Origin of the sequence: Roseivirga sp. UBA838 (assembly GCF_002296035.1) — a bacterium.
Lineage (GTDB): Bacteria > Bacteroidota > Bacteroidia > Cytophagales > Cyclobacteriaceae > Roseivirga > Roseivirga thermotolerans.
Window position 1 is genome coordinate 1 of sequence record NZ_DBHC01000003.1, and the last position, 16,548, is coordinate 16,548.

Consider the following 16,548-nt stretch of genomic DNA (forward strand, 5'->3'; position numbering starts at 1 on the left):
GGCCTAAAAGCTCAAAATTGTTGGGTCTGCGGATGCCGCTCTTCGCCCGATTGATAGGCAGATCTAACTTGTTCTTTAAGAACAGGTAGACCTCATTTCCTATCTTTCTTGCTTCCGCCTTTGAATCAGCATAAACACTGAAATCATCGGCATAGCGGACAAACTTCAACCCTTTGGCTTTGAGATGCTTATCCAACAATATGTTGGAGAGCAATGGGCTAAGCGGGCTACCTTGTGGCATTCCTTTCCTGCGTCTGTGCAGCCTTCCATTGATCTGGATAGGTGCACGCAGCCATTTTCTGGGTGGTAGCCTTAAACCAAAAGGATAAGAAAGACTTTGTTAGAGTAGGCGAAAGTACCTACTTTTCAGGACTGTACGTAGACCACAGCAATACACTCCAGCTCACCAACCCTGGCTTAAAAGCCAAAAATATGATACCCTTCTGTGAATGCTGTACACACACTCTGAATGGAAAAGTGTTTGGCACAGAATAAAAAGCCTTACACTATTTTTTGAGAGGCATGCAGTCCACTCCACCCCAATAATTCATCCATAGAAATCCTAAACAACCACCACTAAACCCACCTACACAACCCTTATAACTAACTGATAACCATTTACATAAAACCAAAAAAGGCAATACAAACCCTCCGTTAGCTGACCTATGAACTATGCTAAAACTACTTCAATTGTTCTGGCCATGCTTATGGTTCTCTCAGCTTGCCAAAACAACCGATCTTCAAAACCTACCTATGTAATCGCGTACTCTTCGGCCGAATCCGGCAATGGAGAAATCTATCTGACCGATGCTGCCGGTCTGGCGAAAATTAAGCTCACCGATCATCCGGAAAATGATGGCTACCCGGCCTGGTCGCCCAGTGGTGAGCAAATTGCCCTATACGCCTACCATGACAACCGAACAACCTGGTCCATACACACCATAAACGCTGATGGCAGCAATAGAAAGCGGCTCACCCATACCAAGGGCATGTGGGACAGCTCCCCTAGCTGGTCGGCAGACGGCAAACAAATAGCTTTTGCCAGAGAGTATCCTGATGAGGCCGGAAATTGGCAGGAGGAAATATGGATAATGAACTCCGATGGCAGCAACCAGCGTCAGGTCATGTTGCTTGAGGGTGGCGGGCCTTATTTTACACCCGACAATAAGCTATTGTTTCACTCCAAAACCGGGCAAAGCGAAATTTGTATGGCCAATGCAGACGGAAGCGATTTAACTCAGCTAACCAGCAATAAAGCCGAAGACTGGCATCCGGAACTTTCGCCCGATGGCCAACAGATTGCCTTTATGTCGGACAGAGATGGAAATCACGAGATCTATATAATGAACATAGACGGCTCCGACCAAAGACGCATCACCCGAAACCCCGCCCGCGATTCCAGCCCCTCATGGTCGGCCGATGGTTCTAAACTTATATTTGCCAGAGAAGATGCCAGTGGCAATTATCACACCTATATGGTGAATAAAGATGGTACCATGGAAAGGAAGCTTATAGACAATGCAGGAACCCCGGTATGGCTCAAACTCAAGCGGTAAACCATTCGCTACATTAAGCTTAATCAGCCCCTCATTTTGGCCTTACTATAACCAGAAAAGTAATCATAAGGAAGAAGACCTGTTTTTATGGTTTCACCGCATTTCAACAATCTCTTTTCGGTAACTTACTTGAATTATTCTGGGCAAATAATATGGATTCAAAGCATCTTGAGGAGATAAAAAATACTAACTATGCTCTTGTTGCTCAACCTGAGAACAATTTCTTCTCGAGATAAAAAGACCTCATGTACACGTAAAAGATGGAGCGACACAACAAAAAACCACATCCTCAAAATCAACAATAACCCAAAAACCTTAGATGTAGAGGTATTTTTCAAACTTCTTGCAACTCTTGCCTAAGAACATGGGTTTATGAGCATAGTAAACCCACCCCAACCATGAGCGCTGTAGAGTTATTCGAAAAACAAAGAGCGGCCGGCTACAACCGGTTTGTTGAAACCTGGATCCCTAATTACAGATACTTTTTGAACCTCTTACCCAAATTATTGCTTCCGCTGAAGGAGCAAAAACTACTGGTGGTAGGTTGTGGCACCGGCAACGAAATTGAGCCTTTGGTTTCGGTTCATAAGAACTGGGATATTACAGGCATAGACCCTTCTCCGGAAATGATTGATCAGGCTCGCCAGAAGTTGCAGCCCTACTCCAACGTAAAGCTCATTGAGGGAGTAGTGCAAAACCTCAAAGACAGCGAACGGTATGGTGCCTCCACCCTGCTGCTGGTACTGCACTTTCTAAAAGATGATGGTAGCAAGCTGGAGCTGTTGCAGCAAATTGCTCAACGGTTGACCCCGGGAGCTCCTTTAATTCTTTTAGACATTACTGGCGACAGTCAACAAATAGAAGGAAACCTAAACGTTTTGCGTGCCATGATTCCTGAAGACGTGACTACGGAAGAAATTGAGCAGCGAATCAACCGAATTGCCAACGAACTCCACCATGTTTCCGAACCGCGGCTAAGTGAGTTACTTGTTCAGGCAGGGTTTACCTCTCCGCTACGATTCTTTCAGTCGGCTATTTACATGGGCTGGATGACCACCAAAGCCGGATGAGCTTTCGATTATCCGGACCTTGATTTCGTATGGTGCAAACCGAAGTTATTTAAGCAATGGCCGGTGATTTTCGAGCAAAAATGTTCCGTCTTCCTCTTTGCCCACATCAATACCCCACCGCTCCATCATAGGCGCTTCGAGGGCCTTCTGACGATACTCATCCGGGGTCATTATGGGAATGCTATAAATAATGGGGTAATAACGCTTGCAAGTTGGGCATACCATTAGCCCCTCCAGTACTTCGCCCGTTTCATCTTCATTGTATATATCTATGTGCAAATCGCTTTTATCAATAGGACAGCACAGTTTTTTAAGCATTGATTTTTGCATGGTTGCTAATTCTTTTTTATTGCTTTCAATTTATGGAGTAACGCTCTGTAGACACCAATTTGTCCGGCAGGATCTTCCGTATTCATAATACCGGAAATAATGGCCACACCATCGAAGGGCAGTTGAGCAAGTTTTTTGAGGTTATCGGGCCGAATGCCCCCGGACAGGAAAATAGGCAGGGAGCTAATGGATCGCGCCATTAGTACCGTTTCCGGCCTCACTATCTCACAGCTGTCTACAGAAGCGGAAGGGAATAAAGCGCAAAAGCTCACATAATCTGCCCCTTCACTTTGCGCCCACCGTATTCTTTCCACATTGTTGCCCACCGTAAATCCTACCAGAAGCCCCTTTAAAGCCTCTTTTATAGCAGGCCAATCTTGCGGTATGGTATCAAAATGCACTCCGGCTGCATTGCACTGCAGCGCAAGTTCCCAGTCTTCATTCATTAAGACAGGCGTACCGTACGGCTCGGCCATGTCTACAACCTCTTTGGCCAATTGTATTTTGTCGCTATGCGTAAACTCCGGGGGCCAATGGTTCCATAGCTGCAACACATCGACACCCGCCCTGAGCGCTTCTTGAAGCTTACTGAACAGCAGATTGCCTTGCATGGCCGGATCGGCCACTAGATAAACACCCTCCAACCGCTTCATTTCCACCCGGCTTTAAGGGCTTTGAAAAAAGCTCCCCAATAAGGGTCTTTACCCTCTACACTAAACTCAGACTGCCTTCCGTCAGCCTCTGTTATTCGATAAACTCCCTGTTGCGGAGTAAACTTTCCCACCACTGCAGACGGAATACCTTCCTGCTCGAGAGCTTTAATAAGTTGCGCTTCGCAGCCGGATTTAACCGCCATGGCCATAGCTCCCGCTCCAATGGAAAGTCTCGGGTCAATCTCAAACAACCGAGCCACTGCATCTACTTCAGGCTTTAGTGGCAAAGCCTCTCCCAGCAGGTCTACACCACACTTGGATGCTCCGGCCATTTCGGCTATTGCCCCCAACACTCCCCCTTCCGTTACATCGTGCATGGCCTGTAGCCCTTTTTGTATTCCCAGGGTTTGAGCGGCCAACCGCGCCTCTTTGAGCACCGAAAGATTCCAAAAATTTGATTCAGCCTGCTGCTGCACCTCCGTGCCGCAATGCCGGCTCACACTTTCAGGAAAGGCCATGGCCAAAATGGCCGTAGAGGAAAGTGCCATGCTTTTAGTGAGTATAATGCTATCGCCAGGCTGCGCACCATTGCTGCTAAGAATCTGGTCGCGGGGAGCTGTAAGAAACATAGTTCCTCCTCCTGCTATGGTAGAGTTTTGTCCTTCAATTTGCCCGGTATGCCCCCCTGTAATGGCCACCCCCATTTGCTCGCAAAGCTCATGGATATGTCGCCAATAGTCCTGAAAGGCTGATAACCCCATGGCTGTAGGCAGGTTAAGGACAAACTGAGCGAACTGCGGAGCATGGCCGGTTGTACTCATATCGTTGGCCAGCAAATGCACAGAAAGCCAGGCCGAGGCTTTTGCCCCCATGGAGGGTATCCACGATAGCGGATCGCTGGAGGTGGCCATAGCCAAACCATTACCCAAGTCTATTATTGCGGTATCTACACCAAACTGTGGCCCTTGAATAACTCGTTGGCTAGCCGCACCGGTATAAGGAAACAGTTCCGACTTGAAAACCTGTTCATCTACCTTTCCACTCTCATCTACGAATGCCGCCATCACACATCATTGAGTTGAACATGAAGACCAAAAAAGTCGCCATAAGGCTGGTGCCACTGCTGCACCGGAAACCACTTGGGCAGCCCGGTAGCCTGCCACTTTATGCTATAATCTCTGTCGAACAATGCTTCATCAATAAGTTCTTTAAGACTGGAAGGCGTGTAGAAATGAGCCGTAACATAGTAGTTGTTTCTGCCAAAAACCTGCTGCACACGCCTCCTCACAAGCTTGGGCGTGTTGCGGTTCATCATACCAAATATGATTCCGTACTTCCCTACCCTAACGGCTTCGCGAATTACTTTCACAGGGTCTTTGTAATACTCAAATGTGGTAACGAAGGCCAGGGCATCGAAACTATGATCTTTGAAGGGCATATGGTGCGAGTCGGCCAACACCAGGTCGCCATCAAAGAGATGCACCCCTTGCCCCAGCATAAATGGTGAAATATCTCCCCCTGTGGCCTCTATACCTATTTCTTTCCACCACCGGGTAAAACGCGTGGTACCACAGCCAAACTCAAGAAGGGTTTTCACCCTTGAATCGCTTTTTATCAGGTTTTCCAGGGTTTTCTTTTGCCACACCTCTTGCCTTTTATAAGGGCCTTCGTAGTACATTTCGTAATGATCGGTGTCATCGCGATTGAAGAACCACTCCTTACGCCCCTGCCAGTTGCGCAACTCACCGGTGGCTACATCGAATTTTTGCTTTTTTTCAATATTACTCATTGATCAACAGTATTGTTGATCGGATGAATGCCTGAAAAACAGAAGGATAATGATAATGGACATCATTACAATTCCCTACGCTGGCATTATCCAGATCAGGTTAGCGGGTATAATCTCAGCCGTGCCGAATTTCCGACACAACACCCCGGTTGTAACATTAACTAATGCAAAGGTATACAGCGGTAGCAGTTTGCAAAACGCTGCTCCTCTTTTCCGGAAAATATTTTATAACAGCCACACCCGGAGAGCTACATTGTATATGGCCAAGCCTGATTATCTTTAGCTCATGACTTTTAGCCTGCAACCCTCTTTGGCCAATGAAAAAGTGCGCCTGGAACCATTACTTCCTTCCGACTTTGACGCTCTTTATGCAGTAGCCTCCGACCCGGAGCTTTGGAAACAACACCCTAACCAAAACCGATGGCAGAAGCCGGTGTTCGAAAACTTTTTTAAGGGAGCCATAGAAAGCAAAGGGGCTTTTAAAATTATAGATAGCCAAACGGGTGATGTTATTGGAAGCACCAGACTATACGATTACAATGCGAAGCAGAACAGCATACTTATAGGCTATACCTTTTTTGCTAAAAACAGGTGGGGAAAGGGATATAACCATGCCACTAAAACCCTGATGCTGGACTACTTATTTGAACATATCAGCCGGGTCGATTTTCACATTGGTGCACAAAACTTTAGATCGCAATCTTCTATTGAAAAACTGGGGGCAAAAAAGATCGATGAACTTGAGGTAGCCTACTATGGTGAAGCGCCCAAACTGAACTTTGTGTACCGAATATTGCGCAACGACTGGCTCAAATGGAGAGAGAATTAACTCCTTAAAAATAGACTCCTGCTCAACGACCCCAGGCAGCTTACAAAACCCTCATTTGTAACTTAGCGCGATTAGTGTCGTAAATCTATTTAATTTTCTATATTTAATAGAAACATAGGTGCAACATGATTACTCAATACAACTTGCAAAGCAGTACCCTGTTGGGGCCCGGAAAGTCTTCAGGACCAACCCGGGAGGTTCAGCTTAGCTTGTTCATGATTCTTGTAGTATTTGCCGTAGATCTTATCATTCCTCTTGGAGTAGCCGTGGGTATATTGTATGTCTGTTCAATGGCAGTCATATTAAGCCAAAAGCCTAAAACACTACTTTATTTCTCTATACTCATCTCAATACTTATTTGGTTAATCCCGCTTATTACCATCAACAACCAAACCACATGGATGGCCTTTGCAAACCGTGGCATTTCTACGCTGGCCATATGGGTTATGTACATTATTGGAATACGGCACTCTCGGTTAAGTTTACAAGTACAAAAGCACAACCGGGAACTGGCCCACAAAAACAAAGAGCTGGAACAGTTTACCTATGTGGCCTCTCACGACCTGCAAGAACCACTGCGCACCGTTACTAACTTCACTAAAATTCTGGTTGAAGACTACGGCACCAAGCTAGACGATACAGGCAAAAAAAGCCTGAAATTCATTAGCGAGTCGGCTACCAGAATGCGACAACTGGTAAAGGACTTACTGGACTACAGCCGAATAGGTCAGGAAAGGCAGCTTACCATGGTAGACTGCCATAGTCTTCTGGTTCATATTCAGAAAGATCTTTCTTCGGTACTGGAATCTACCCACACCACCCTGGTTTTGGGTGAGCTGCCCGAGGTAAGAGGTTACCAAACAGAACTTCGGCTTCTATTTCAAAACCTCATTAGCAATGCTATTAAGTTCAGAAAAAAGGAGGTAGCCCCGCAAATTCAAATTACTGCAAAAGAAGACAACGGATGGGTCTTTGCCATACAAGACAATGGTATTGGTATATCTAAAAAACACCAGGAAAAGATCTTCACCATTTTTCAACGTATTCATTCCAGAGAAGCTTATGAAGGCACCGGCATTGGCCTGGCCCATTGCCGCAAGATAGCTGAGGTGCACAAGGGCAGAATCTGGGTTGAATCTGAGCCTGACCAGGGCAGCACTTTCTATTTTTATTTACCAAAACTATGACCCATGAAGCCCATACTCAACTCTATTTTGCTCATCGATGACAGCGAATCTGACAACTTCTTTCATCAGCGCGTCATCAATCAAATAGGATGCACCAACCATATAGTAGCTGTTGAAAGTGGGCAGGCCGCTTTAGACTACCTCACCTCCAAAGTAGGCGGAGAGCATCCTCAGCCCGATCTTATCTTTCTGGACATTAACATGCCCGGCATGAACGGCTGGGAGTTTATTGAGGAGTATGACAAGCTGGACCCCAAATACAAAGGCAATGTAATTGTAGTAATGCTCACCACCTCTCTAAACCCGGACGACAAACACAGGGCAGAGGATATTGAGAACATAAAAACCTTTATGAGTAAACCCCTAACCAAAGAAATGGTGAACAACCTGCTGCTAAAGCATTTTAAAGACCGGCTTTAGTAGACTTTCAGTTACCTTTACAAAGCCTAAAGCATTAATTTACGGCAGGAGCAACTGCCAAAGCCACTGTTGTATGCAAGACTCCTTATTCCGGCACATCAATAGATTTGTGGGTATTTCTCAAGAAGAGTTCGGCCAGATCTTGGGCTATTTCGATCCCATAACTACAGAAAAGAAAGAGAATTTAACCCACTCAGGCCACCTCTGCGATCACCTCTTTTTTGTAGCAAAAGGATGTGTGCATGCCTTTTTTACCGATCGCCAAGGAGTAGAAAAGACCATTATGTTTGCCATTGAAGATTGGTGGATTACTGATTTTCTGGCCTTTCACCACCAGAAGAATACAGATCTAAGCATTCAGGCTATTGAACCCAGCGAATTATGGCATATCTCTTACGCCAACTACCAACAGCTCCTCCGGGCCCATCCTTTACTGGAAGTATATTTTCGCAACGTATACGAAATTGCCTACGGAGCCTCTGTAGTTCGCACCAAATATGTTTTCGACTATTCGAAAAAGGAAATATTTAATCACTTTAGAAGAGACTTTCCTGAGTTTGTCAATAGGGTGCCTCAGTATATGGTTGCCACCTACCTGGGCCTTACCCCGGAGTATTTAAGCAAAATAAGGGCGGAGAAGCTTTCTTAAACCAGTTCAAGTTTTTTGGTTCGCAGGGCCTATACATTTGCTCAAAACAAAAGCAAATGAACAAGAGAATTCAGATTGAAGAAGTTGAGCCAAAGAGCTATGAAGGCATGTTTGCCCTGGAGAACTATATAAAAAACTGTGGAATTTCCGGCAAAATGGTTCACCTGATTAAAATGCGGGCATCGCAAATTAACGGCTGCGCATTTTGCATAGACATGCACAGCAAAGAGGCTCTTAAAGATGGTGAAACTGCCAGGAGGCTTTTTCTCTTAAATGCCTGGCAAGAAACCACACTTTTTACACCGGAAGAGCGCATTGTGTTGAAAATTACCGAAGAGGTAACCTTAATACATAAAGGAGGCCTAAGCACAGAAACCTATAATGAAGCTGTCGCCACTCTTGGCGAAAACTACCTGGCTCAGGTAATTATGACTGTTGTGGCCATTAATGGCTGGAACAGAATAGCCGTTAGCACTCACAAACCCATCAATTGAGCACTATGAAAAAGACCAGCCTACTCATACTAACTATCTTTTGTGGCCTAATCAGTTGCCAGGATCACAAAAACCTGCCCTCTAAATCTTTCAACAATGAGTTACCCATCATAGGGCTACTCATTTTTGAAGGAGTACTAATGACAGAGGTCACCGCTCCAATGGATGTTTTTTCCAAACCCGATCAAGATGGCACACCGCTGTTCAATGTCGTCACCATTGCCCAAACTCCCGAACCGATAACCACCGAAGAGGGACTAACCATAATACCCGACTATACTTTTGCCACTGCGCCCTCTCTCAACGTGCTCTTTGTGCCCAGTGCCTACGATATGTGGTCTATGGTGCGCAACCAAACACTTCTGGAGTTTATAAGAGCCAAAAATGAAGAAACCACCTACACGGTAAGCAATTGTGCGGGAGCTCAGCTCATAGGAGCGTCTGGCATTGCCAATGGAAAGAAAATAGTAACCTGGATTGGCGGAGGAGAACAATTACAGAAAGACTACCCCAAACTGCTGGTTCAGAACGACAGCCTTGTAACCTATATTGAAGATGGAAAATTTTCATCTTCAAACGGCAATCTGGCCACTTACGTGTCGTCTTTAGAACTTCTGGAAAAAATGACAACGCAAGAACACCGCCATTTTGTAGAGTCCTATTTATACCTAAACCGACTGAAAATGTGGGAGTAAGCAGAATTTCATATATTCGAATTCCATGGCCAAATTAGCAGCCAACATTTGGGTAGTGTGGCAGGGTCATCTACCTGAAAGACAGTGTATTTATTTTAAAGATTTTTTGATTCTTAGGTTTTAATATCAGAATCACTTCCCTATATTTGCAGTCCGAATTTTGAAAGCATAGAGAAATGGCTAAGAAAGGCAATAGAGTTCAGGTGATATTAGAGTGCACAGAGCACAAAGAAAGCGGCATGCCAGGAACATCTAGATACATCACCACCAAGAACAGAAAGAACACAACTGAAAGATTGGAGTTGAAGAAATACAATCCAATTTTGAAGAAACATACCGTTCACAAAGAAATTAAGTAATCATGGCTAAGAAAGTAGTTGCAACCCTAAAGAAAGAAGGTGGTGTAAAATACGCCAAAGTGATCAAAGCAGTAAAATCTCCTAAAACTGGTGCATATACCTTTAAAGAAGAGATGGTTACTGAAGATATGGTTAAATCTGTTTTAGCCGATAAATAAGAAATTGCATTTATCAATTATATTAAAGTCCCGTTAAGGGACTTTTTTGTTTACTATTCTTTTCGTCATTCTGAACCTGCTTTTGTCGGCAAACAAGCTAGTTTCAGAATCTTTGTATACGGGAGAATATATTCCGAAATAATTTCGGGAACGTACTTTAGCTATATAGGCTTATATAAGATAACTTCATCAAACCTTACTGTTATGGCACTATTCGGTTTATTTTCTAAAGAGAAAAAAGAGAAGCTCGATCAGGGACTCGAAAAGACTAAAGAAAGCTTATTTAGTAAGCTCGGTCGTGCCGTAGCCGGAAAATCTAAGGTAGACGATGAAGTACTCGATGAGCTGGAAGAAATACTAATAACCAGCGATGTTGGTGTAGAAACTACCGTAAAGATTATTGAGCGCATTGAAGAACGAGTGGCACGAGACAAGTACATGAACACTACCGAGCTCGATCGCATTTTGCGCGAAGAAATTGCCGAACTGCTAGCCGAAAACAATACCCAGGATCTTGCCGACTTCAAACTACCTGAAGGCCACAAACCACATGTTATTTTGGTGGTAGGTGTGAATGGTGTGGGTAAAACAACCACCATTGGCAAACTAGCCGCTCAATTCAAGAGCAAAGGTAAATCTGTTGTACTGGGTGCTGCCGATACCTTTAGAGCCGCAGCTGTAGACCAGTTAAAGCTTTGGGGCGAAAGAGTGGGCGTACCCGTGGTAGCACACGGCATGAATACTGATCCAAGCGCAGTAGCTTTCGATGCCGTAAAGCAAGGGGTTGAAACCGGTGCCGACCTTGTGATTGTAGACACTGCCGGAAGGCTTCATACCAAGGTAAACCTGATGAACGAGCTGACGAAGATCAAACGCGTGATGCAGAAATTCATCCCTGAAGCTCCTCACGAGATTCTGTTGGTGCTCGATGGCTCTACTGGTCAAAATGCCTTTATTCAGGCCAAAGAATTTACCAAAGCCACCGAAGTTTCTGCTTTGGCCATTACCAAGCTCGATGGCACAGCCAAAGGTGGAGTAGTGATTGGCATCTCAGACCAATTCAAAATCCCTGTGAAGTACATTGGCGTTGGTGAGAAGGTAGAAGATCTACAGGTTTTCAATAAAGCTGAGTTTGTAGACTCTCTTTTTAAGAAATAGACAGATCGATTAGCCTTCAAGGATTAGCCTTTAGCGCTTTCAACACAGACTCAATATTGTATCTAAAAAGGGTCTCCTGCTGATAGGAACCTCCATATAGATATCCATTTTCCTCATCTACAGATAAATTCCAAAGTTTATCAGGGCAGGCCAGCTGAGCTTTTAAGTTTCCTTCCCAATCAAAAATGCGAATAGTGGTAGGGTGAAACTCAGCCCACTTTTCCACAGAAACATCATAATAGAGTGTAAATAAGAAGTCTTTCGTGGCAGCCGTTCCATAATAATAATCCCTGTACTGCCTAGGGACAGATTTCGAGGGTGTAATAATGTCTGAATAGTTGTAAAGAGCATACTTTTCAGGGTCTCGGTAAGACATAATAAATTGTCCATCTCTGTCGAAAATGTCTAACCGATCATAGTAATCCATTGCAACGGCAAAACGAGATTGGTCAGGCTTCATTGAAAGAGAAACACTGTTAAAGTTTGCCCATTTTTTCCATCGTTCCTCATCAAGTATATTATTGACTTTGGGATACTCACCATAGGCTTTAATTTCACCGTTCTTTAACATTACCAAGGGAGCCATATTGGTTCCGTCATAATAACCAGGTTGATGACCTACTAAACCCACTGAGTCAACAACGAAAAGTGCATTCATAAAGTCATATTCGGGTCTATGTGTCACTTTTCTTTCAATTATGGTCTTGCCTTGTTGAAGGCTCTTGGTAATATTGATAAGACTTATCCTAAACCTTGGTGGGTCATTTACCCAAATCAAATAATCTCCATCTCTCTCTAAATATTGACCCCAGTAACTAGCTCCATAGAATGTATCAGGCCCTTCCCTTCCCCGCTCACCTATCTCACCTAAAAACTCAAGATCAGATGAATTGTAAACAGTAAAAACCACCCTATCAGCCCTATTTTGATCTTGCTTAATGAGTAAATATGAGCCTACTATAAAGGGAGCCAAACCAATCTCTTTCTCAAGAAATTGTTCACTGACAAGACTGTCCACCATTATCTTCTCCTCTACAATGCTACTTGAAGAGTAGTTTGAACAACTAATGGTAATGGAAAAAGTAATAAGAAGTAATAAGCATGCCGTTGCTTTCATATTGAATGTGTTACTTCGGAATATATCAAATTCCTGAACGTTTGCGTACAATTTACTGCACTTTATCGGTCAAACCCTTTGTGTATTAAATCATAATTATTTGATTTTCAACACATTAAATTCATGGCACTCATCTTGTTCCAAGAATAACGGATAGAAAACATTTGTACATTAACGAACAACTTATGAGTGCTATAGCTATACAAATTCCGCAAATCTCTGGCGAGCAAGACATTGAAGTGGAAGTAAAAATCAACGGCCAAAAGCGTTCTTACAATTACAGGGTAGAAGTATTCTACTGGGCCGACTGCGACAACCCAAGCGATGACAGAGTAGACTGCATCCGGCAAATTCTGGCTAAGTACGACTCAGAGTGGGAGCTTTATCAAATTGGTCTTCCAACAGATGAGTTAGTACCAATTACTTTCAGAAAGAGAAGAGGTTAGTTTCAAGTTTTAAGTTCAAAGTTTTATGTCTGGGTGACCGAACTTTGAACGTTAAACCTAAAACTTAAAACTTGCCAATTCTTGTTACCTTTGCCCTCCAAATTCATTGATTACCATGAAGGTTAAGGGGCTGAAGAAAGATAAAGTCAACATTGTAACACTAGGTTGTTCTAAAAACCTGGTGGATTCTGAAGTTATGTTGACCCAATTGAGGGGAAATGGCATTAGAACCACTCACGAATCTAAAAAGGACGATGCAAACATCGTCATCATCAATACCTGTGGCTTTATAGATAATGCCAAGCAGGAGTCTATTGACACGATTCTGCGATATGTAGATGCCAAGGAAGAAGGGCTGGTAGAGAAGGTCTATGTAACAGGTTGCCTTTCACACCGCTACAAAGACGATCTGGAAAAGGAAATTCCTCAGGTAGACGCTTTTTTCGGCACCATGGAATTGCCCGCTCTGCTAAAGAAGTTCAAGGCTGACTATAAGCACGAACTGCTTGGCGATAGAATTACCACCACCTCTAAGCACTATGCCTATCTGAAAATCGCTGAGGGCTGCGATAGGCCCTGCTCTTTTTGCGCTATACCTTTAATGCGTGGTGGGCACAAGTCCAGGCCGATAGAAGAACTCGTTACCGAAGCTAAAAACCTGGCCAAAAATGGCACCAAGGAGCTTTTGCTCATTGCCCAAGATTCTACTTATTACGGCCTTGATCTCTACAAAAAGAGAAATCTGGCAGAACTAATGCAGCGACTCTCCGATGTGGAGGGTATTGATTGGATAAGGCTTCATTATGCATTCCCGACAGGCTTCCCTATGGACGTGCTGGATGTGATGGCCGAACGCCCGAACATTTGCAATTACCTGGACATTCCTCTTCAGCATGGCTCTACCAAAATGCTCAAATTAATGCGCAGAGGCACTACCCGCGAAAAAACGGAAGCCTTGCTGGCCGAAATGCGATCAAGAGTACCAGACATTGCCATAAGAACCACCCTTATTGCAGGGCACCCGGGAGAAACCGAAGAAGACTTTGCCGACATGGTAGACTTTGTAGAAAAATCAAGGTTCGACCGGCTGGGCATATTCACTTATTCGCACGAAGAAAACACCCATGCCTTCTCAATGACCGATGATGTGCCTGACGAAGTGAAACAAGAAAGAGCCAATCACGTTATGCAGGTTCAGGAGCAAATTTCCTATGAAATAAACCAGGCTAAAATCGGGAAAACGTTTAAAGTATTGATCGATAGAAAAGAAAGCGGAAGCTTTATTGGGAGAACCGAACATGACTCTCCCGAAGTTGACAATGAGGTTTATATAGACGCTAAAAAGCATTACCTGAGAGTTGGAGATTTTGCCCAGATTAAAATAACCGATGCCACTGAATTTGACCTTTATGGCGAACCGTTGCTGTAGTTATTGCACATTTTTAGAACTTGAAGCGTACTAAGACAGTTACCTTCAACATAAACCAATAGTATGAGCACTTTAACCGAGACTGACTGTCTGCTATCAACGATAGAATTTTCGAAGACCAACAGTTTTTCATCGTTTTTTTTAGACTACATCTCCAACAAAGAAGAGCTCAAACCTTTTCATAACGGCCTACCTTCTTTAGCCAATCTTAGACAGCAAATTGAAAAGAGGAACTTCCCTGTAGAACACCGCTCGGTGGTGTCTGCAGTACTCTTCGACCAATACGCTGATACTAAGGCCTCTGAAATGACGCTAGCCAACATAAAGGCACTGGAAGATCAAAAAACCTTTACTATAACTACGGGCCATCAGCTCAATATTTTCACCGGGCCTCTGTACTTTATATACAAAATTGTTACCGTTATCAATGCCTGTCAAAGGCTAAAGCAAACCTACCCTGAATACAACTTCGTACCGGTATACTGGATGGCCTCCGAAGACCATGACTTTGAGGAAATATCGCACTTCAGACTCAACGGTAAAAAACTGGAATGGAAGACCAATCAGCAGGGAGCCGTTGGCCGATTTCACCTCAAGGAAATGAACAGCATCTTTGAACAGGTAATTGGCATGCCTCAGTTTTTTGTTGAAGCCTATCAGAAAAAAAATCTTGCGGCAGCCGTAAGGCATTATGTCAATGCGCTGTTTGGAGACAAAGGGCTTGTGATTGTAGATGCCGATGACCGACAGCTCAAACACCTCTTTAAACCGGTAATAACTGCCGACCTTTTTGATCACAGCCCCCAAAAAGAAGCTCAACACACCACCGAACAACTAGAGAAAATCGGTTACTCTACCCAGGTATTCCCCAGGGAAATCAACTTGTTTTACCTAAAGGAGAATATCAGGGCACGGATAGTGAAGGCTAAAGGTGCCTATGAAGTGTTGGGCACAGGCATTCGGTTCAGTGCTGATCAACTGGAAGACGAAGTAGAGAATCACCCGGAGCGGTTTAGCCCAAATGTGCTCCTCAGGCCTCTTTATCAGGAGTTTCTCCTCCCCAACCTGGCCTATGTAGGTGGCCCCAGTGAGCTTGTATATTGGCTTCAGCTAAAAAGTGTTTTCGATCGGTTCAACACTACCTTTCCGCTCTTAATGCCACGCAACTTCGCAGCCGTAATAGACAAAAACAGCTTGCGTAAGATTGAACAAGCTCAACTCAGCTGGGAAGACTTGTTCAAAGATGAGCACAGCCTTGTCAATGAAAAGGTAAGGGAGCAGACTACTTTTCAGCTCGATCTTGCCGAGCAAAAGCAAAAACTCAATCAGCTGTTCGATGATGCCCACCGGCAGGCCATTGCTATTGACCCTACGTTAGATAAAATGGTAAAAGGTCAGCACAGGCGAGCCGAAAAGACCCTTGAAAAGGTTGAACAAAAAATACTCAAGGCCGAAAGAAGAAACCAGGAAGTTCTGGTAAACCGAATATATGCCATCAAAGAAACATTGTTTCCGGGCGGAAGCCCCCAGGAACGAAAAGACAACTTCCTGAACTTCTACATGACCGACCCGGGCTTTATTGAAAAGTGTTTTGATGCTTTTGATCCCTTCGATTATCGCTTCCACCTTATTAAAGCCAATGAATAAACAGGTTTTGCGCAGTATGTTTCTGGAAAAAAGGCTTACGCTAAGGCCTGCAGAATACGCTCTGCGTAATACCCTGATGATAGAAAACTGCAAGCAGTTTTTAACGGCCTATAGCGAGCTTAAGCATGTACACATTTTCGGTTCAATGCCTACCAAATTAGAACCCGATACTGCTCCGCTGATCGACTGGCTGCTCTTGGAGCAGAAGCAGGTCTATAGCAGCAAAACTCATTGGAAGAAAAGAAGCCTGAGCCATCACCCCATAAATCATTCGGCTGACTTCCGGCCAGACTCAAGGGGAATTCCTGAACCTACGAGCAGCCAAGAAGCACAGGCTACTTTGTTCGATTTGGTTTTTGTACCATTGATAAGTTTCGATGAATCGGGCAATAGGATTGGCTATGGAGCCGGCTTGTACGATCGCTTCTTGGCCGAACTGAAGCCTGAATGTAAAAAGGTGGGATTGGCCATAACCCCACCTTTGAACACTATTCCTTATGCCGATACTCACGACATTCCCTTAAGTGCCTGTATTAATCACCTGGGCATCTATACCTTTTGA

Annotated in this window: 22 protein-coding genes and 1 riboswitch; of the genes, 16 read left to right on the forward strand and 6 right to left on the reverse strand. The window is 44.2% G+C overall.

Annotated features, from left to right (window positions below; translation table 11 throughout):
* Positions 1-292 (reverse strand): reverse transcriptase domain-containing protein (locus B3O12_RS00055; RefSeq protein ID WP_349675960.1); only part of this gene is annotated, 292 nt, incomplete at its 3' end.
* On the opposite strand from B3O12_RS00055, the gene B3O12_RS00060 reads away from it, so the two are divergent.
* From B3O12_RS00060 to B3O12_RS00070, 3 genes are all read left to right on the forward strand, one after another.
* On the forward strand, positions 283-495 hold the full coding sequence (locus tag B3O12_RS00060; protein WP_286754853.1) for a hypothetical protein: 213 nt from the start codon (positions 283-285) through the stop codon (positions 493-495). The genes B3O12_RS00055 and B3O12_RS00060 overlap by 10 nt on opposite strands.
* Before the next feature lie 170 nt (positions 496-665).
* Positions 666-1,556 carry a TolB family protein gene (locus B3O12_RS00065; protein ID WP_286754854.1) on the forward strand — a complete coding sequence of 297 codons (891 nt, stop codon included), beginning with the start codon at positions 666-668 and terminating at the stop codon, positions 1,554-1,556.
* 398 nt (positions 1,557-1,954) lie between these two features.
* Entirely contained in the window at positions 1,955-2,626 is a 672-nt protein-coding gene (locus tag B3O12_RS00070) for a class I SAM-dependent methyltransferase (RefSeq protein ID WP_286754855.1), read from the forward strand.
* A 45-nt stretch (positions 2,627-2,671) separates the two neighbouring features.
* On the opposite strand, the gene B3O12_RS00075 is transcribed toward B3O12_RS00070, so the two are convergent.
* The 4 genes from B3O12_RS00075 to B3O12_RS00090 are packed head-to-tail and all read right to left on the reverse strand — an operon-like array spanning position 2,672 to position 5,398.
* Positions 2,672-2,944 (reverse strand): Trm112 family protein, encoded by a 273-nt coding sequence (locus B3O12_RS00075; protein ID WP_286754856.1) that lies wholly within the window; start codon positions 2,942-2,944, stop codon positions 2,672-2,674.
* Positions 2,945-2,961: 17 nt separating this feature from the next.
* Positions 2,962-3,609 carry a thiamine phosphate synthase gene (locus B3O12_RS00080; RefSeq protein ID WP_286754857.1) on the reverse strand — a complete coding sequence of 216 codons (648 nt, stop codon included), beginning with the start codon at positions 3,607-3,609 and terminating at the stop codon, positions 2,962-2,964.
* Positions 3,606-4,673, reverse strand: coding sequence for an AIR synthase-related protein (locus B3O12_RS00085; RefSeq protein WP_286754858.1), 1,068 nt, complete (start codon positions 4,671-4,673; stop codon positions 3,606-3,608). The genes B3O12_RS00080 and B3O12_RS00085 overlap by 4 nt, the downstream gene beginning before the upstream one ends.
* Positions 4,673-5,398 (reverse strand): class I SAM-dependent methyltransferase, encoded by a 726-nt coding sequence (locus B3O12_RS00090; RefSeq protein WP_286754859.1) that lies wholly within the window; start codon positions 5,396-5,398, stop codon positions 4,673-4,675. Before B3O12_RS00090 ends, B3O12_RS00085 begins: the two co-directional genes overlap by 1 nt.
* Before the next feature lie 55 nt (positions 5,399-5,453).
* A riboswitch (TPP riboswitch) is annotated at positions 5,454-5,556 on the reverse strand.
* 128 nt (positions 5,557-5,684) lie between these two features.
* Here B3O12_RS00090 and B3O12_RS00095 point away from each other — a divergent pair.
* From B3O12_RS00095 to ftsY, 9 genes are all read left to right on the forward strand, one after another.
* Complete coding sequence (locus B3O12_RS00095; protein WP_286754860.1) at positions 5,685-6,227, forward strand: GNAT family N-acetyltransferase; 543 nt, start codon at positions 5,685-5,687, stop codon at positions 6,225-6,227.
* A 125-nt stretch (positions 6,228-6,352) separates the two neighbouring features.
* Positions 6,353-7,414, forward strand: coding sequence for a sensor histidine kinase (locus B3O12_RS00100; RefSeq protein ID WP_286754861.1), 1,062 nt, complete (start codon positions 6,353-6,355; stop codon positions 7,412-7,414).
* A gap of 3 nt (positions 7,415-7,417) precedes the next feature.
* Positions 7,418-7,834, forward strand: coding sequence for a response regulator (locus B3O12_RS00105; protein WP_189628241.1), 417 nt, complete (start codon positions 7,418-7,420; stop codon positions 7,832-7,834).
* Between the two features lie 73 nt (positions 7,835-7,907).
* Complete coding sequence (locus B3O12_RS00110) at positions 7,908-8,483, forward strand: Crp/Fnr family transcriptional regulator (RefSeq protein ID WP_286754862.1); 576 nt, start codon at positions 7,908-7,910, stop codon at positions 8,481-8,483.
* A 56-nt stretch (positions 8,484-8,539) separates the two neighbouring features.
* Positions 8,540-8,977 carry a carboxymuconolactone decarboxylase family protein gene (locus tag B3O12_RS00115; protein ID WP_286754863.1) on the forward strand — a complete coding sequence of 146 codons (438 nt, stop codon included), beginning with the start codon at positions 8,540-8,542 and terminating at the stop codon, positions 8,975-8,977.
* A 5-nt stretch (positions 8,978-8,982) separates the two neighbouring features.
* Entirely contained in the window at positions 8,983-9,672 is a 690-nt protein-coding gene (locus tag B3O12_RS00120; protein WP_286754864.1) for a DJ-1/PfpI family protein, read from the forward strand.
* 176 nt (positions 9,673-9,848) lie between these two features.
* Positions 9,849-10,031 (forward strand): 50S ribosomal protein L33, encoded by a 183-nt coding sequence (rpmG, locus tag B3O12_RS00125; RefSeq protein ID WP_189628245.1) that lies wholly within the window; start codon positions 9,849-9,851, stop codon positions 10,029-10,031.
* A 2-nt stretch (positions 10,032-10,033) separates the two neighbouring features.
* Positions 10,034-10,189 (forward strand): DUF4295 domain-containing protein, encoded by a 156-nt coding sequence (locus B3O12_RS00130; protein ID WP_084375596.1) that lies wholly within the window; start codon positions 10,034-10,036, stop codon positions 10,187-10,189.
* Between the two features lie 204 nt (positions 10,190-10,393).
* Complete coding sequence (ftsY, locus tag B3O12_RS00135; protein ID WP_189628246.1) at positions 10,394-11,347, forward strand: signal recognition particle-docking protein FtsY; 954 nt, start codon at positions 10,394-10,396, stop codon at positions 11,345-11,347.
* A 16-nt stretch (positions 11,348-11,363) separates the two neighbouring features.
* Here ftsY and B3O12_RS00140 read toward each other — a convergent pair whose 3' ends face one another.
* A complete protein-coding gene (locus tag B3O12_RS00140) occupies positions 11,364-12,464 on the reverse strand; it encodes a hypothetical protein (protein ID WP_189628247.1) in 1,101 nt (366 codons plus the stop codon).
* A gap of 185 nt (positions 12,465-12,649) precedes the next feature.
* On the opposite strand from B3O12_RS00140, the gene B3O12_RS00145 reads away from it, so the two are divergent.
* The 4 genes from B3O12_RS00145 to B3O12_RS00160 all read left to right on the forward strand — a co-directional run bounded on the left by B3O12_RS00145 (position 12,650) and on the right by B3O12_RS00160 (position 16,548).
* Complete coding sequence (locus B3O12_RS00145; RefSeq protein ID WP_286754865.1) at positions 12,650-12,910, forward strand: hypothetical protein; 261 nt, start codon at positions 12,650-12,652, stop codon at positions 12,908-12,910.
* 115 nt (positions 12,911-13,025) lie between these two features.
* Positions 13,026-14,339, forward strand: a complete 1,314-nt coding sequence (rimO, locus tag B3O12_RS00150) for a 30S ribosomal protein S12 methylthiotransferase RimO (RefSeq protein WP_286754866.1) — start codon at positions 13,026-13,028, stop codon at positions 14,337-14,339.
* A 63-nt stretch (positions 14,340-14,402) separates the two neighbouring features.
* Positions 14,403-15,986 carry a bacillithiol biosynthesis cysteine-adding enzyme BshC gene (bshC, locus tag B3O12_RS00155; protein WP_286754867.1) on the forward strand — a complete coding sequence of 528 codons (1,584 nt, stop codon included), beginning with the start codon at positions 14,403-14,405 and terminating at the stop codon, positions 15,984-15,986.
* Complete coding sequence (locus B3O12_RS00160; RefSeq protein WP_286754868.1) at positions 15,979-16,548, forward strand: 5-formyltetrahydrofolate cyclo-ligase; 570 nt, start codon at positions 15,979-15,981, stop codon at positions 16,546-16,548. Before bshC ends, B3O12_RS00160 begins: the two co-directional genes overlap by 8 nt.

What these genes read in the sequence shown, in the direction of transcription:
- B3O12_RS00065 (WP_286754854.1), top strand. Translation starts at nt 666, where the DNA reads ATGAACTATGCTAAAACTACTTCAATTGTTCTGGCCATGCTTATGGTT.
- B3O12_RS00070 (WP_286754855.1), top strand. Translation starts at nt 1,955, where the DNA reads ATGAGCGCTGTAGAGTTATTCGAAAAACAAAGAGCGGCCGGCTACAAC.
- B3O12_RS00075 (WP_286754856.1), bottom strand. Translation starts at nt 2,944, where the DNA reads ATGCTTAAAAAACTGTGCTGTCCTATTGATAAAAGCGATTTGCACATA.
- B3O12_RS00080 (WP_286754857.1), bottom strand. Translation starts at nt 3,609, where the DNA reads ATGAAGCGGTTGGAGGGTGTTTATCTAGTGGCCGATCCGGCCATGCAA.
- B3O12_RS00085 (WP_286754858.1), bottom strand. Translation starts at nt 4,673, where the DNA reads ATGGCGGCATTCGTAGATGAGAGTGGAAAGGTAGATGAACAGGTTTTC.
- B3O12_RS00090 (WP_286754859.1), bottom strand. Translation starts at nt 5,398, where the DNA reads ATGAGTAATATTGAAAAAAAGCAAAAATTCGATGTAGCCACCGGTGAG.
- B3O12_RS00095 (WP_286754860.1), top strand. Translation starts at nt 5,685, where the DNA reads ATGACTTTTAGCCTGCAACCCTCTTTGGCCAATGAAAAAGTGCGCCTG.
- B3O12_RS00100 (WP_286754861.1), top strand. Translation starts at nt 6,353, where the DNA reads ATGATTACTCAATACAACTTGCAAAGCAGTACCCTGTTGGGGCCCGGA.
- B3O12_RS00105 (WP_189628241.1), top strand. Translation starts at nt 7,418, where the DNA reads ATGAAGCCCATACTCAACTCTATTTTGCTCATCGATGACAGCGAATCT.
- B3O12_RS00110 (WP_286754862.1), top strand. Translation starts at nt 7,908, where the DNA reads ATGCAAGACTCCTTATTCCGGCACATCAATAGATTTGTGGGTATTTCT.
- B3O12_RS00115 (WP_286754863.1), top strand. Translation starts at nt 8,540, where the DNA reads ATGAACAAGAGAATTCAGATTGAAGAAGTTGAGCCAAAGAGCTATGAA.
- B3O12_RS00120 (WP_286754864.1), top strand. Translation starts at nt 8,983, where the DNA reads ATGAAAAAGACCAGCCTACTCATACTAACTATCTTTTGTGGCCTAATC.
- rpmG (WP_189628245.1), top strand. Translation starts at nt 9,849, where the DNA reads ATGGCTAAGAAAGGCAATAGAGTTCAGGTGATATTAGAGTGCACAGAG.
- B3O12_RS00130 (WP_084375596.1), top strand. Translation starts at nt 10,034, where the DNA reads ATGGCTAAGAAAGTAGTTGCAACCCTAAAGAAAGAAGGTGGTGTAAAA.
- ftsY (WP_189628246.1), top strand. Translation starts at nt 10,394, where the DNA reads ATGGCACTATTCGGTTTATTTTCTAAAGAGAAAAAAGAGAAGCTCGAT.
- B3O12_RS00140 (WP_189628247.1), bottom strand. Translation starts at nt 12,464, where the DNA reads ATGAAAGCAACGGCATGCTTATTACTTCTTATTACTTTTTCCATTACC.
- B3O12_RS00145 (WP_286754865.1), top strand. Translation starts at nt 12,650, where the DNA reads ATGAGTGCTATAGCTATACAAATTCCGCAAATCTCTGGCGAGCAAGAC.
- rimO (WP_286754866.1), top strand. Translation starts at nt 13,026, where the DNA reads ATGAAGGTTAAGGGGCTGAAGAAAGATAAAGTCAACATTGTAACACTA.
- bshC (WP_286754867.1), top strand. Translation starts at nt 14,403, where the DNA reads ATGAGCACTTTAACCGAGACTGACTGTCTGCTATCAACGATAGAATTT.
- B3O12_RS00160 (WP_286754868.1), top strand. Translation starts at nt 15,979, where the DNA reads ATGAATAAACAGGTTTTGCGCAGTATGTTTCTGGAAAAAAGGCTTACG.